9 protein-coding genes are annotated in these 16135 nt (G+C 47.9%); 7 read left to right on the forward strand and 2 right to left on the reverse strand.

The window, feature by feature from the left end; all coding sequences use genetic code 11:
- Window positions 1–572: 572 nt before the first annotated feature.
- The 6 genes from AC6RNO_RS17630 to AC6RNO_RS17655 all read left to right on the forward strand — a co-directional run bounded on the left by AC6RNO_RS17630 (window position 573) and on the right by AC6RNO_RS17655 (window position 12921).
- A complete protein-coding gene (locus AC6RNO_RS17630) occupies window positions 573–1247 on the forward strand; it encodes an RHS repeat domain-containing protein (RefSeq protein ID WP_497106216.1) in 675 nt (224 codons plus the stop codon).
- Complete coding sequence (locus tag AC6RNO_RS17635) at window positions 1244–9433, forward strand: polymorphic toxin-type HINT domain-containing protein (RefSeq protein ID WP_497106217.1); 8190 nt, start codon at window positions 1244–1246, stop codon at window positions 9431–9433. Before AC6RNO_RS17630 ends, AC6RNO_RS17635 begins: the two co-directional genes overlap by 4 nt.
- A gap of 12 nt (window positions 9434–9445) precedes the next feature.
- On the forward strand, window positions 9446–10219 hold the full coding sequence (locus AC6RNO_RS17640) for a hypothetical protein (RefSeq protein ID WP_497106218.1): 774 nt from the start codon (window positions 9446–9448) through the stop codon (window positions 10217–10219).
- Between the two features lie 243 nt (window positions 10220–10462).
- Complete coding sequence (locus AC6RNO_RS17645) at window positions 10463–11299, forward strand: hypothetical protein (RefSeq protein WP_497106219.1); 837 nt, start codon at window positions 10463–10465, stop codon at window positions 11297–11299.
- 284 nt (window positions 11300–11583) lie between these two features.
- A complete protein-coding gene (locus tag AC6RNO_RS17650) occupies window positions 11584–12108 on the forward strand; it encodes a hypothetical protein (protein ID WP_497106220.1) in 525 nt (174 codons plus the stop codon).
- A 393-nt stretch (window positions 12109–12501) separates the two neighbouring features.
- Window positions 12502–12921 (forward strand): hypothetical protein, encoded by a 420-nt coding sequence (locus tag AC6RNO_RS17655; protein WP_497106221.1) that lies wholly within the window; start codon window positions 12502–12504, stop codon window positions 12919–12921.
- 239 nt (window positions 12922–13160) lie between these two features.
- On the opposite strand, the gene AC6RNO_RS17660 is transcribed toward AC6RNO_RS17655, so the two are convergent.
- Window positions 13161–13637 carry a DinB family protein gene (locus AC6RNO_RS17660; RefSeq protein WP_497106222.1) on the reverse strand — a complete coding sequence of 159 codons (477 nt, stop codon included), beginning with the start codon at window positions 13635–13637 and terminating at the stop codon, window positions 13161–13163.
- A gap of 200 nt (window positions 13638–13837) precedes the next feature.
- Between AC6RNO_RS17660 and AC6RNO_RS17665 the strand changes: the two genes are divergently transcribed.
- Window positions 13838–14749, forward strand: a complete 912-nt coding sequence (locus AC6RNO_RS17665) for a LysR substrate-binding domain-containing protein (RefSeq protein ID WP_497106223.1) — start codon at window positions 13838–13840, stop codon at window positions 14747–14749.
- A 145-nt stretch (window positions 14750–14894) separates the two neighbouring features.
- On the opposite strand, the gene AC6RNO_RS17670 is transcribed toward AC6RNO_RS17665, so the two are convergent.
- On the reverse strand, window positions 14895–15980 hold the full coding sequence (locus AC6RNO_RS17670) for an anthranilate phosphoribosyltransferase (RefSeq protein ID WP_497106224.1): 1086 nt from the start codon (window positions 15978–15980) through the stop codon (window positions 14895–14897).
- Between the last annotated feature and the right edge of the window lie 155 nt (window positions 15981–16135).

Here is a 16135-nt window from a genome sequence, read left to right on the forward strand (position 1 = left end):
CCAAGACTCGTTATTGGTGATGTGGCTAACACCTTTCCAAGCAGGGTTCCCACCTGCTACCTCACTCGACCTATGCTTGGTCGCTCCACTTTCGCAGGTTTTTGCGGGATGCGAGCACGGGAGCCCCCTCTCGCTGAGCAGCGCCGCAAACTGTGCGGGGGAAGAGGCGCAGGGGAGTGTGCGCAGGAGATACAAGCAAGGCGCAGCGCTTATCGGGGAAGACCGGACGCACATCGGATTAGGCACTCCCTCTCGCACCAAGGTGCGCGGGAGAGGCACGCACGGTGCCGCGCGGGATGGGAAAGACCGGACGCAAACCGGATTAGGCGTCCACTCTGCTCTTCCGGGAGCCTGTCCGACGGATCATACACACAAAACGTTTCGTCGGACAAATTCCTGGCCCGGCACTTCTTAACAAAGGATACGCTGCTCCAATATACGGATTTTCTCTCTTATTTCGTCCGGATTCTATATTCCGGGGGAAATAGGTTTATATAGATACTTTTTAGGTAGAGGAGGACCGCAAAGGCTTTAAATCATTACCAATACTAACCATTTTGGAGAGGTGAACTATGAAATTGCTCCACGTTTTTCGCGTGCTTTTGTTTGCTTGTTTATTGTGTTACCCAGCTTCCGCTTGGGCCGATGAATATGAGTATGACGAGCTGAATCGGTTGATTTCCGCAACGATGGACTCAGGGGAACGGGTAACGTACAGTTATGATGCTTCCGGAAATATAACGAGTGTCCGGCAAGTGCAGGCTCCTCGTGCTATGGCGATTTCACAACCGATGGCTGCTGCCGGCGCTGCAAATGGATGGGAAACTTATTCTTCGCCGGGGGTATCGGCTGAGTACGAATCGGTCGCGAGTTCCGTATACGGAGACGGAGTGCGCATCAAAGCCTTTGCCCAATCTCCGGGTGAGGTATCCATCTCCCAAACGGCAACCGTAACAGGAAATACCTACTACCGGCTTCAGGGGGAAATAGATGCGTTGTCCCTGAATGATGCAAGCATTCAAGTTACCGTTCAATTTTCAAACGATTCCGGTCAGCCGGTTGGTGAGTCGAACACGACTTATGTTGCGCAGGGGAAGATTGGACAAGCACTGTCGATTGGTGCGATCGCTCCTTCTGATGCCGTTACAGCGAAAATTCAGTTCACCATACGTCTGGGCTCCGAAGGCTCGTCAGCGGATGTAGCCGTCAGCGGAATTCGCTTGCTTCAGGCTGGAGGTAAACCGTGATTAAACAGCGTTTGATTGTCTCGCTCCTTTTCATGCTGCTGATGATGTCCATTGGGGCGGCAACGGCAAGCGCCGCCGATAATTACTCGTACAATCTGAGTCCCGGCGCTACGGCGGAATTGACGCCTAACTCTGCAATCAGTGTGTTAGCGGTAGGAATCAAAGTAAGCGGAGCGCATGAATATGCGGAGTATAATTCGGACGGCGGGCTGGGTACATACGGTAAAAAAACTGCCGCCTCCTCATACAGCATTATCCATACGGAGAGGCTCGTCATTACCAATACGTCCAGTGCGACGTTAACCCTTTCCAGCGTTTTTGACTTTGACATCAGCTATGTATCCACCCCTGCCCTAGTGCACAGGTTCCTGTCGCCGGGAGAAAGCATCGATGCCACTTACACCGGCAGCGGAAGCAAGTCGATCACGATCGACGGGGTTCACGATTACGCAAAGTATGACGAGAACGGCGATTTGTCCTCTTTTGCCAAGGGAAGCGCCAAAGGCGCGAAGGCGCTCTTGTCCATGAACAGAATCGCCATTACGAATCGGGATACCAAGACGATTGACGTCTACGGAGCTAACGGCTTATGGACGATAACGTATCGGGTAAACCCGGCCGTCTTTTACAAGACATTGTCTCCCGGACAAAGCATGGAAGCGACGAATACCGGCAGCAGAAGCTTCAGCTTATCCATGAGCGGTGTGTTCGACTATGCCAATTATGAGCCGGACGGCAGCATATCCGCTTATGGGCGCAAACGCGCAGCGACCAGTCAGGCCGTCACTAAATCGGAGCGGCTCTCGATTACGAATTCGGATACGAAGATCATTAACGTATCGGGACCGTACGACGGGTTTGTATTTGCCGACCGGACCAATCCGACTTCCTTCGTCAAAACGTTGTCCGTCGGACAAAGCATGCAGGCGACAAATAAGACACCCAGGCTCTTCACCCTTACATTAAACGGCACCTATGATTACGCCGAATACGACGCAACGGGAAAAGTCATCAGCTATGGACGAAATCAAAAAACGGCAACCAACGCCATTTCGTCAGCCGATCGTCTGGATGTGACGAACAGGGGAACTTCCGCGATGGAGGTCGCCGGGCCCTATGACGGATTTCAAGTAGACAATCGCACGAATCCGGCTTTGTACATCAAAACTTTATCATTGGGCGAAAGCCTGGAAGCTGTGAATCGAACCGCAGGAAGCGTTACGGTTGCGGTCGGAGGAACGTATGATTATGCGCTTTATCATGTGCCGGGAGACATTTACTCCTATACCCGCCAAGGAGCGCAGACAGGGGTCCCCCTTCCCGCTTCCAAAAAATTAGCAATAACGAATTCAGGCAGCAGCGTATTCGATGTGGCGGCGCCTTACGATGCAATTTCGTTTGCCGGGCGGAGCAATCCGGTTTCTTTTACGAAGATTTTATCTGCCGGACAAAGCATGGATGCCGTAAATACCTCTGCGACCAACTTTAATTTGTCCCTGAGCAGCGCCTTTGACTTTGCCGAATATGCGGACGATGGCACAGTTGCAGAATATAAAAGAGGACAAGACGTCCGCTCGAATCTGGTGCCGGCCTCCCATCGCTTGGCCGTTACCAATCCGGGAAACGGCGCTTTGACGGTAACCGGGCCTTTTGATGCGTTTCAAGTAAGCAATCGGACGAATCCGGCCTTATTCATCCGTAATATGTCTCCCGGCTCCAGTCTGGATGTAACCAATCGGACAGTCCGGGCGATTACCCTTTACGCGACAGGCAATTTTGATTATGCCAAATACGGCAGCACGGACGATGTGGGCAGTTTCGGGCGGAATGTATCAGGCGGTTCCATATCGGCGGACGCGTCCAAACGACTCGCGGTTACGAATGCAGGGGCTGGCTTCATGGAGTTTTACGGGCCTTACGATGCATTTCAGGTCGCCCCGCGGTCGAACCCGGCTTTATTCATTAAGACGCTGGCGCCGCAGCAAAGCATGGAAGCGATCAATATAACCTCGCTCCCCTATTATGTTCATGTCACCGGAGTGTACGATAGCGCTATATATGCAAGCACCGACAAGCTGGAGTCCTATAGAGGCGACAACATCGCAGGAATTGTGCTGGTATCGTCAGCCAAGCGCCTTGCCGTTATGAATACGGACAGCGCCGCATTGGAAGTATGGGGTCCCTATGACGCTTTTACCGTTCAAAATCGGGCAACCCCGGTCTCCTTTATCAAAAATCTCGCTCCCGGATCTACGCTTCAGACGCTCAATACATCCGACTCCGCATTTCCAATCCGGATATCAGGCAAGTACGATCTCGCCAACTACAAGAAGAGCGGCGATCTGGATACTTCAAGCCGGATGCGAATTCCCGGAATATTGAGCATTAGCTCCGGCGAGCGAACGGTTGTCACGAATGCCGATAGCGGAACCGTTCAGGTTGCAGGTCCTTATGATGCATTTACAGTAACGGATCGTCAGAACCCGGCTTTGTTTATCCAGAGCTTGTCTCCCGGACAAAGCATGGAGGCAGCAAATACAAGTACGACTCCCCTCGCTGAGCTCCATATAAAAGGGACGTATGATTACGCAACTTACGATGCCTCCGGGGAGCCTGACTATTACCTTCCGGATGTCACTTCAAATTTCAAGCAGCTGAATCCGGGGAAGCGACTGGCGGTCACGAACTCGGGAACGGCAATCGCGGAAGTATCGGGCGCTTTTGACATATTCCAGGCCAAAAGCCGCCAAACGCCGGTTACGTTTGTAAAGAATCTGGCAAGCGGTCAAACGCTTCAGGCCGCCAATCACACGAAAATGGGCTTTTCCGTGAGGAACAGCGGCGGCGTTTACGACTATGCCTCCTACGGAAGCGCAGGACAAGTGCGGGGCTTAGACAAACTGACGGGCACGGGAAGCAATAGCGTCAGCGCAGGCGATCGGATCGTTATTACGAATCGCGGGACGGGGACTCTTACTGTGAAAGGTTCGTTCGATGCATTTACAGTCACGGACCGTACCGATCCCGCTTTGATGATCAAGACCTTGAATCCCGCTCAAACGGCATCGGTTCTTAACACCTCGTCATCCGCTTATTGGCCGCAACTCGACGGCGCGTTCGATTACACGCTATTCGACTCTCTGGGCAAAACTGCAGGCACAGGAACCAAGCATCCTGCCGGCATTATTTTGCTAAGATCTTATTATCGCCTTGTGGTTGTCAATGCGGACGCCAAACCACTGGAAATTGCGGCTCCGTTCGATAAGGTCGTGATGGATGACGGTACGGCGGCGAGCGTGTTTACCCGTTCTCTGGCTCCCGGACAGAGCATGGAAGCGCAAAATAACGCTTCACTGGACATGCCGCTGAATGTGACCGGCTCCGTAGATGTTGTGATTAGCGACAGTGCGGGCATTGCCGCGGAATATAGGCAAAAAGCGGCTCCCGGCGATATGACCGTCCCGAGCTCCGGACGCATCGCCATTACCAACCGCAGCAGCGGTACGATTACCGTCACGGGCGCCAAAAACGCTTTTACCGTCACGGATCGGGTGGCTCCGGCGCTGCTGACGAAAACTCTCGCCTCCGGCAAAAGCATCCTGGTGACCAACAAGGCCGGCGGTCCGCAATTGTTGACACTTGGCGGATCATTCAGCTATGCCGGCTCCGATGGGGGAACGCCTCAGCAGGGTCAAGGCTCGTTGACGATTGCAGCCGGGCAGAAGCTCAGAATTACCAACACTGGTTCCGCCGCTTACGATGTGTTCGGACCTTTCGACTCCTTCCTGTTCGAGGATGCGCCGGATGCCGGAACCGCAACGGATATCAGCAAGCTTGATCCTGCAAGCTACGATGTCCAATCGATGCACGCCGATCCGGTCGATACTTCGACTGGCGCGCAATGGATCAGCCGGACTTTGCTGACGGTTCACGGTGCGGTAGAAGTGCCGTTCCAGCTCCAATATTACTCTTTGCTGCTTAATAAAGGCGACGTTGGACCTGGCTGGGGACATCTCTATGAGATCAGCCTGAAAGACACAGGACAAGGCGGCGTTCAGGTTTATTGGAATGCGAACCGCCACAACGATTTTATAAGCACAGGCAGCGGCAGCTATACGTCTTCGGACGAAGCAACCAAGCAGGACAAACTTGTTAAAAAAGCAGACGGCTCCTACCTGCTGGAGCGGAAAGAAGGAACCAGCTATGAGTTCTCTTCGGCAGGCAAACTGACCAAACTGCAAAACAAGAATGGAATCGGACTGCTTTTTGCTTACAACCAGGCAGAGAAATTGGCTTCCGCAAACGAACCGCTATCGGGTAAAAGCCTGACCTTCGCGTATGGGGCGAACGGCTTGCTGGCTTCGGTCCAGGACAACATGTCCAGACAGGTGCGGTTAACTTATGACAAGAATAATCGCTTGACCGGGATTACGGATGCAAACGGAAGTACGAGCGAATATACGTATGATGCATCGGGACGCATTTTGATAGGCACCGAGCAGGGAACGCTCCGTTTCGCCAATACGTACGATAGCCGAGGCCGCATAATCGCTCAACAGGACGCCGTAGCCGACCATGCGCCGACAACGTTCAAGTACGAAGAAAACGGCGGCACCCTGACCACCACGATAACCGACCGCACGGGTAACAAGCGGATTTTGAAACATAACGGCAATCGTTTGATCGAAGTTCAGGATGAGCTGGGAGCAAGCACGACTTACACGTACAATGCGAACGGAAACCGGACTTCCGTTACGGATGCGCTCGGCCAAAGCAATACGTTTGCTTACGATGCCGCAGGAAATATGACAAGTGCGACGGACTCATCCGGCAAGACGGTTGCAATGGCGTATGATGCGAACAACAATCAGGTCAGCGTGACGAACATTGCAGGAGATCAGCTTCTCAGCACGTATGATGCGGCCAACAATCTGACCGGCCTGACGACTCCGGACGGCAGTACGACTCGTTATACGTATGACGCCAACGGCTTGCTGCTGAGCGCGACAGACGGCGCAGGAAGAACGATGACCTTTAGCTATACGGGCGGTATCCTGGAATCAGTATCCAACGCTGAGGGCAATGCCGTGCATTACGGCTACGATGCGGCGGGACGCGTCATAAACTTGGCGGGCAACGACGGCAAAAAGCTGTCCTTGACCTACAACAACAAGGATCAGATCCTGACATCAACAGACCCGCTGGGCAATCAGGTTTCGTATTCCTATGACCCGAGAGGCAATCTGCTTGCCGAAACCGACGCATTGGGCAACTCGACGACGTACGATTACGATGCGAATGACAATCTGGCCAGCATTACCAATGCGCTTGGGTATACAACACGCTTTTTCTACGATGCGGAAGACAGGCTCGTTAAGGAAACCGATGCGCGCGGCAACTCGACGACGTACGGCTACGATCCCAAAGGACGGCTGACCCAGATCACCAACGCACTCGGCCAAACGATCCGTTACGAATACGATGCCGTTGACAGAACTGTTGCTGCCTTCGATGCGCTCGGGAATCGAGTGTATGCCGTTGATTATGACACCATGGGCAACCCAGCTTCAATCAAGGATGCGCTCAATCACAAGCTCACCCAACAGTACGATTCGTTGAATCGTCTAACGCAAATAACGGACGCCAAAGGACGCCAAACAAAATACGCGTATGACAAAATGAACCGAATCACACAGGCGACCGATGCCAAGAACGGTGTCAGCGGTCAGACTTACGATGCTGCCGGCCAACTCGCCTCCTACTATGACCCGAACCGTAACGAAACGGCTTACACGTATGATCGGGCCGGACGTCTCTTGAGCGAAACTAACGCGGCAGGCGCGGCGATCCGCTATTTGTACGATGCGAATGGACGCTTGCAGCAGGAAACGAACGGACGCGGCCAGAACACCTCCTATCAATACGACGACGCAGGAAGACTCGCGGGTTTCACCGACCCGGCAGGCTCCGTCACCTATACGTATGATAAGAACGGCAGCATAACGGCAGTCACCGACGAAAAAGGAGCCGCACTCTTGCGCACCTACGATGCGCTGGGCAGAGTATCGACCTATACCGATGCCGACGGCAACACGCTTCGCTATGAATATGATGCGAACGGCAACTTAACGGTACTGACCTATCCAGACGGCAAAAAAGTAACCTACGCGTATGACGCCGTGAACAGGCTCAAAGAAGTGACAGATTGGGCGGGCCGCAAAACCGCGTACGGCTACGATGCCGTTGGGCGGCTTACGACCACAATCCGTCCTGACGGATCGGTCGAGACGAGAACCTATGACGCGAACGGCCAATTAACCGGTTTGACGGACCAAGCGGCAAGCGGAGAATGGATCAGCCGGTATGCGTACACGTATGATGAGACAGGCAACGTTCTGACTGAGAAGAACAATGCGCCGACCGTGACTTCCAGCACCTACGGTGCAACAAAAATGCCTGTCGCTTACGGCACCATGACCTATTCGGCTGACAATAGGCTGGCCACCTTTAACGGCATGAATGCCGCCTACGATCAGGATGGGAACATGATTACAGGCCCGCTTGGCGGCCAGCTTCAGGGGTACCAGTACGACGCTAGAAATCGCTTGATCTCTGCAGGCGGAGTCAGCTACGCTTATAACAGCGAGAACATCCGCGTCGGCATGACAGTGAACGGCGTTACGACCAAATATGTCGTCAACCCGAACGCCATGCTTTCGCAGATCTTGATGGAAAAAGACGCAAACGGCAATACCCAAGCCTACTACGTCTATGGTCTCGGCTTGATCGGCCGGGAAAATAGCTCGGGCGATTATCGAGCCTACCACTACGACCGCAGGGGCAGCACGATAGCACTGACCGACATCAACGGTCAAGTCACTGACAAGTACACATACGCACCGTACGGCGAGCCGCTTTCCGAGGAAGGCAATACGCCGAATCCGTTCCGCTACAACGGACGCGATGGCGTGATGACCGACCCGAACGGCCTTTACTACATGAGGGCGCGTTATTACAATCCGGAAATCCGCCGTTTCGTGAACCGCGATGTAGTAACGGGAACGATCAGCGCGGCGCAATCGCTGAACCGTTATGCATACGTAAACGGAAACCCTGTTTCGTACGTCGATCCTTTCGGCCTCAGCCGCGACGGCGATACGTCGTACCTGGCGCAAGGCGGCAGCTTCCTGCTCGACATCATTCCATGGGTCGGCACAGTAAAAGGCTTCCAGCAGGCGTTCACCGGCACGAATCTGATCACCGGCCAACAGCTATCTGCTGCGGACCGCTGGAGTGAAGGCATCGGAGCTACGCTCGGCATCATCCCCATCCCCGGCCTGAAAGTCGGCGGCAAGTATCTCACCAAGGGTGTAATAGCCGCTGAGCAGAAGCTGGAAGGGCTTTTGGTGAAAAGAGCAGGAAAACTCGACGGTCCTGTTGCCGGTAATCCTGTCAAGCGACTCATAGAATGTAACTGCTTTACAGCCGGAACCAAGGTTCAAACAGACGAAGGGGAGAAAAACATCGAAGACATTGAAGTCGGAGATAAGGTTCTTTCCAAGAATGAGGAGACTGGCGAGGTAGCTTATAAAGATGTTACGGCTACTTTTAACCACGAAACGGATGAGATTTACAAAATCTATGTGGGCGACCAAGTGATTGAATCGACCTTCAATCATCCGTTCTATGTGAAAGATAAAGGATGGACGTTTGTCAAAGACCTCAAAGTCGGAGACTTGCTTGTTCAGAGTGATGGGAATACACTCAAGATAGACAGCATTGAACTGTTGCACAAGCAGGTAACGGTCTATAACATGACGGTTGATGAGTTCCATACCTACTTTGTTAGTGACCTTGGTATTTGGGTTCATAATAGTAATTGCTTCTATATTCGTCAGGCTACAAGTGGATATTCTACAAGCAAACATTTACCTTCTAAAGGGGATTGGAGAGCAGTAGGGAAGTCATGGGGACAATTCCAGAAAGAAAATCAACTTTCTTTGAAAGAAAATTTCAGAAGGGATGACGGGTATATATCCTACAGCGTATATGACAAAACCGGTACTTATATCGGAAGATTTGAAAAAGGTCAAAGGGATAGCTATAGAAGCAAAAATATCCATCCAGACCATATTCATATAGAAAATGCTGAAGGTAATATCCACTGGTGGTTTAATGACAAATAATCGGGGTGAGTCATGAAAGCAATAGAGATAAGGAAACAAACTGGAAGATATACTTTAAGCAATATTGGTGACTTAAGTAAAAGGGAAATAGCTAAAATACTTACCCAGTTCGTTACCAAAGATTCCGAACAATTACTCTTTGAGTTCTTTAGTGCCGATCCCTATTTTTGGGATAAAAATATGATAGAAAATGATAAAGAACATTTTTATGATTTATTTCTAAATGATTATTTACTATTTCATCATGAAAGTACTAAAGCTAATCTGATATCGCGGATTTCAAACATATTACAAAATTACTTTATTGGTGATGAAACAGAAGGAGATATCTTTAATAAATTTGTCTCAGGAGAACTTATTATTCCTGAGCAAATTATCGAGAATATTAAGACTAATATCTATGAAGCGGTTTTAACAGAGGAGAATCCCAAAATCCTCAATTTTATTAGAGAAAAAGTGATTTTTACGAATAATTCTTGGTATGACATGGATACGGATAAACTTAAATCGAATCCGCTTGCTAAGGTAAAGTGGTATGCTGTTCAGGACGTGGATGAAATTGTTGAAGCAATTAATCTAACAGAGGTTTTTTTTAAATGCCTTTTGCATACGAAAAATAGTAATTTTGAAGACTACTCCTGTGCGATTATTTATTACGAGGCAGAATCTGATTTTCACCTTGAAATTGTTGAGGAAGTGCAAGGTTTTTTTGAAGACGAGGTTTTGCCTAGATTAAATAATTTATTTGGAGACGTCAGTTTCAGTTTATCGAATTATAAAGTATAGTTAATATTAAAAGTCATTATTAGACCTTGGGGGTAATAATCCTAAAGGTCTCTTTTTTACCTCACTCATTACCTATTTAATTAGGCGGCTTTAACCCTCATCAGCCCGTATTCAGATGGACATTTTAGTTTCTAATGTAACTAGTTTACTTGGAAAGCAGGGCATTACTGTACCAAATAGACTAACACCCGATAAGATGGCGATTTCTCAATATTAAAATATATCAACTAAAAGGAGATTTTTATGGAGGATAAAGTACAAAAAATAAACTCTTTATTTAAATATTTAACTCATAGTAATGAAGGTTCTCCGGAATTTGAAACATTTATGGCCTTCTTACGCGGCTTGAAGGATTATTCAACCTTATTAGATTTTTATGATGTTGAATTTACCAGTCACCTTTTAGAAGAAGTGTTGCCGAAAATAAATGAAAAGTATAATAAGACGTTAGTGATTGAGACCATTGTGGAAGCGACTTACGGTAATGCTGAGAAGAGCATGATAGAAAAGCTTTTTAGTGAGTACATTCCTCTATTGGCACAGTATGCTACTACGCTGGAAAATGCGGCCAGATGTTTGAGAGGGTTTATTGAATCGGGGATCAGCAGTAATGAAATATTCGTCAGGATCGCTATGTTTAAAGACAAACAACAAGCTATTTCATTGTTGACATATATAAACATTCATTCATTGGGAGATTTGCCTCCTGAATCATCCACGCTTCAAGCCGAAGTGAAGGATGCGCAAAAGGTCAGGGAGCGTACTTATATTTTTGCGCAACTTTTGGTTATTCTGCATCCTCTCGTAAGTAAATACCAAAGGGTAAGCTCCATTGATTTTGTATATGATTATGAAGGAGCGCTTGTCGATTGGCCGTTTAGTCGAGAAGGCAGTTCTCTAAGGCTAGTTAAACAAAATATCATCGATAAGAGAGAAGGGGCTATATTTGAAGAACTGGGTAAGCTCATCCATGATGAAGCCATAGATCTGCAATCATCAAGAGTCCTAAACCTGTATCAAACACTTTTTAGCGGGAGAGATCCGCTGGATGTTATTTTTACACTGCCTGATGGGCGATAGGAAAGTAGATATTATTTTATGTAGGGATGATGCATTTGTCGATTAGTAAGGACGTAGGCGAGAAGTATATTGAATTTGAATCAATTAACCAATACTCAAAACTAATGGAAGCGCAATTGGAGAGGGATATGTTTGTTGTCCTAATTGTAACAAAGATTTTTGGAAAGAGGAAAAGGTTTGACAGTAGTAACAAAACCAGATGGTGAATGGGTTACACTACTTGAACAAGGTAAGGCGATGGATTTGAATATAATGTTTATTCCATAAAAATGGAGGTCTAGGAGATGTTGAAGGAGATTAAAGAACTCATAAGTAATAATATAGATGAGATTCATTTAACTGGTGTTGTACACATAGAGGAAAATGGAATTGCTGAATTCATTTCTAATACAAATTTTATATATTTGGAGTTTGGTGGTCAATTCATCCAGTTTGAGACAATAGACGGTTACGGGAAGCTCCGTATTACAATTCTGGATTCTCTTAGATATGAGAATGATATTGAAGATGTGATTCCTTGCAGAGCTAAGATTGGTGAATTTATTTTTACCAATCCTTTAGCAGAAAATCGCGTGGACAGTATAGTTTTTTTTAACTTAGAGGATTTGGAAAATGCGCTGATATGTGATGTTTTACATATCAAATTAATAAACGGGCAGGATTTATTTATAGATCCCCAATTTACGGGAATTAATATAGGTGGTTTAGAACAAAAACAATTTTGGGAAGAGAACTTTGTGGAAAGGGTGTTACCAAGGATCGGGAAGTATCCAGTAGAAACTCAAATTAAAAATATTTGCAGTAAATAGGAACTACATTCTTCTTTACGATCGTGAGATAGTAAGAAAAACCGTCAAGGAAATTTGCCCTGATGGTCCTTTTAAGTTTGAGGAACATCAGTTATCTTGTACCTGAGGTCTTTCTTTTACCCCTCACTAGTGCCGAATGAATCGAGTGGAATTTCCCGAAAGAACTTAACCTCATCCGCCCCAATTAATATTTTCCTCAAAAGACGGTACATACAAGTGAGATTGTCAATTATCCCCTATGTAATGCAATTTCGTTTCGTGTAACAGATCACTTAAAGGTTTCTTTTTTTGGAGGGCGAGAAATAGTAAAATGGTGGGGTTAGAACTGCTTTCCCATATAGTAGCGCCAATCCTTTAGGTGTAAGAAAATAATTTAAGAAGGAGAAATCAAAAATGGGATATATATCTCCTAAGTATGTTACTAAAAGTGCTATTGAAGGTCTTATAAAGAAAATCAATCTACCTGCTCCCAGTGAATTCTCACAAGATTGGGAGTACGAAGTTTCAGATTCCTCGAGAGTAGCCGAATTCTTATTGGCTTATGAAAAAGTTGAATTAGATATAGAGGAAAAGTTTGCTCTTATGATTGTTATTATTTCATCATATAATGATGCTATAACAGAAGGAAAGGATGAGGAGAGTTGGGCTAGTTCCATCAGATATCATATCCTTCAAGATATTAGTATTCATAAAAATACTGTTTATTATTGGGCTTTGTTGGATGAGGATGATTTGGAAAATTGTTTTGCTGTAACACCTTTCATAAGAGAGATCGTAAACATCGCCAAGCTAGATGATCAAGATAAAAATTAGCTGTACTTCAAACAGCGTGCCTGTACCAATTAATAAAAATGCATTGCTGATTTATCATACGCATCCGGCAGGAACCCCTTTCTCGAGTCGTGCAGATCGTAGAGTTCTAGAACTTCTAGAACTTTAAGAACTATCGGGGTTCACCCCCCGGATTCCATTAGTTTATACGATCGCGAAATAATAAAATAACCTTGATCGGCCAACTTGCCTTTCAAGGTCTTTTCTTTATTCGTACAAACCTATTTTGTATCATATTGTATCAATTTAATCTGGCTCGAAATGACCCCAAGGTGAATGGCTTCATGCATCAGCGCGAAGTTGAATAACTCGCCGGCGGTAATGAATTGGAATGGGCCCATTTCAAACGGCGATTGCAATTTCTGGTCTAGCAATTCGGGCTCTAGCCCAGAGAGTCGGGAAAGTTGTGCCGTTAGCAATTGCGTCAGCTCTTCTTTCGACGGAGGGGCTGCCGTCCAATTCGAAGGTTTCGTCCCGGAGCCAAATAGTGTTTCATACTGTGACGGAATCGCGGACGGATATCCAAGGGAAAGCGCGGAGTATTTATCCATCCAATAAATCATGTGACCGATATTCCAGCGAATTGTATTATTGAAGCCTTCTGGTTGAATGCCGATCTGAGCCTCCGAAACGCCTTGAAGCTGTCCGATAACGATCTGACGCAGAACTTTTCCCGTATTAATGATCGATTGTGCCATTATTGAAACGCCTCCCGATAAATTGTTGTATGTGTTTCGCTTTCACATCTAAAGTGTAGCCTTTCTCACTCGAAGCAACAATCACGAGATTCCGATGCAATTGATCGGTTTTAGTAATGATTGGATAGAAAATATTGGGATATATCGGATTGTTAGCTATAATAGTAAGGGGGAGATTGCCATAGGAAGGGGTACTGGGGATGGAACTTAGACAGCTTGAATATTTTGCTGCCGTATGTAAGGAGATGCATTTCTCAAGGGCGGCCGAGAACCTCTGCACCACGCAATCGAATCTGAGCCAGCAGATTAAGTTTCTGGAGAACGAGCTCGGGCTTCCTCTATTCGATCGCATGGGCAAACGGATCGCTCTAACGGATGCGGGTAAGATTTTATTGGAGCAATGTCATATCATTTTCGGGCGCATCGACTACATAAAAGGGGCGATAACGGATCTTAAGCGAATGGAAAGCGGCAGGCTGGATATCGGGATTCTGCCGGGCGATGGGGACTTGCTTTTTGATGCACTGTTGATCGATTTCCACCTTGCATACCCCAAGCTCTCCATAAGTGTTACGGAGACTGTGGATGTGTATGAACAGATTGTCGACGGTACAAGAGATCTTGGAGTTACCATAGTGCCTCCGAATCCGGATGATCGAATTTCTATCATCCCTTTGTTCCACGAGGAGTTTGCTTTAGCCATCCAATCGGATCACCCCGTTGCGAAGGCAAAGTCGATTCCCTTTGAGCAGTTGCAGCAGCTTAAGATGGTGATGTTCGGTCCTGAGCACCAGATTACGAGGGTCATCCATACTTGCTGCCAAGAAAAAGGAATTTCAATAGAAAATCCGATTGTAACCTCTACGTTATCGACGCTTCTGTCCTTAGTCGAACAAGGGATAGGAGCCTCCATTCTTCCACGAATGCTGCTCGATTATCTGAACCGCGATAACATTGCAGCGGTAACACTGCTCAATCCTACACCAAGTCAGGATATCTGCATCATACATCGGAAGGACAAGTTTATGGGGCAGGCAGCAAAGTTATTCATAGGCAAATTGCAATCTTTCGTTCAAAACGTAATGGAGCGTACCAATAGGTCGTTGGGGTAAAACCGCTCACTAAAATTTGAGGTGCTTCGGGTGCACAGCACAGCACAGCACATCACAGCCACCCAACGAACGGCTCCGCCGCCTTCGGCAAATAGTCGCCTGAGCGGCAGGTCCGCGTGCTTCCGGCAGCTTAAGCGGCGGCCTTTTATCCGGTTCGCTCGGAATGATTGTCGTCGCCGCCATCGCGTATCTGCTTCTGCTGCTCCCGGTAACGGTTGCTGTGCTCGATCCAGCGGCGCATCACTTTTTGCGCCTCTTTCCTTTGCAGCAAATTTTCCGCCAGTTGGAATCCTTCCTCATAGCTTCCTACTTTATCAAACCACATCAGCCGCAAGCCGGCGTTAAAAATCGTATGGTCCCGCTCCCGCTTCAACTCCGGCGCATCGTCGCCGGCAATGATGCGCTGCACCAGCGACATCTGCTCTTCCTTTCCGATCGGAACGAGCGGGTCGCTATGGAAACCGAACTTCTGCGGTTCCACCAGGCGGGATTCGTCGCCCCACGGAGTCACGATACGGATCGTGCTCTTTTGATAAATCGGCAAATCCTCCGAGCCTTCTATCCCTTGAATGATGTATACGTTTTGAAATCCCGAACGAATTGAGATCGGAATTAAGGGTTCCATGGCGGTGCCCGGCTGAACGCCAATCACCATGTTGGCCGCGCGCATCGGATTCATAACTTTCTCCACCGTGTTCAAAATCGTCCGCAGCCCCAACTGTTCGCGTACAGGCTTCAGCCTGCCGATAGGAGGGCAGAGCCGATCAGTCCACATAAATCCCATATGCAGCCGAAAAAAAATCGTCTCCCACGCCTCAATCGGAAGCTCAAGCGCAACGCCAAAGTCTTCCAGCATTTCTTTCAGCGAAGTCCCCTGCTTGGGAGGAAGCGCATCGCCGCCTTGCAGCACCTGGGGAAAACCGACCGAGGCAAGCAGCAGGCTGACGGGTAATGTGACTGGAAATAACTGTCTGCCTTCGGAAGGCCCCGCACAAATGAGCGAGTCGGCGAACGTATGATGGGCCAGCGAATAGCTGCGAAATACATCGATAAAAGCGGTCAGTTCATCGCTGGCTTCGCCCTTCATGCGGAGCGCCATCAGGAAAGCGGCACATTGCGCATCGGTGGAATCTCCTCTGGCCATCTGATGCGCAGCCTGCACCGCTTCGTCGTAGGTAAGATCGCGCACATCCGTTCGTCCCCCGCCGATCGCTTGTATCCATTCCTTCAACCAAAACCCTCCTCCTCCCCTGCTTCCTTACTACGATTTATGAACAAAAACAATGTCAATTATTTTTACATAAAAATAACAGATTTAATAAAATGTTATTATTTTTCAACCATCATGTCAAGTTTAATTACATATATTTATCATTTCTAAACAAA

Source organism: Paenibacillus sp. sgz302190, from assembly GCF_059820445.1.

Coding starts and splice junctions, on each gene's coding strand:
- AC6RNO_RS17630 (WP_497106216.1), top strand. CDS start 573: ATGAAATTGCTCCACGTTTTTCGCGTGCTTTTGTTTGCTTGTTTATTG.
- AC6RNO_RS17640 (WP_497106218.1), top strand. CDS start 9,446: ATGAAAGCAATAGAGATAAGGAAACAAACTGGAAGATATACTTTAAGC.
- AC6RNO_RS17645 (WP_497106219.1), top strand. CDS start 10,463: ATGGAGGATAAAGTACAAAAAATAAACTCTTTATTTAAATATTTAACT.
- AC6RNO_RS17650 (WP_497106220.1), top strand. CDS start 11,584: ATGTTGAAGGAGATTAAAGAACTCATAAGTAATAATATAGATGAGATT.
- AC6RNO_RS17655 (WP_497106221.1), top strand. CDS start 12,502: ATGGGATATATATCTCCTAAGTATGTTACTAAAAGTGCTATTGAAGGT.
- AC6RNO_RS17660 (WP_497106222.1), bottom strand. CDS start 13,637: ATGGCACAATCGATCATTAATACGGGAAAAGTTCTGCGTCAGATCGTT.
- AC6RNO_RS17665 (WP_497106223.1), top strand. CDS start 13,838: ATGGAACTTAGACAGCTTGAATATTTTGCTGCCGTATGTAAGGAGATG.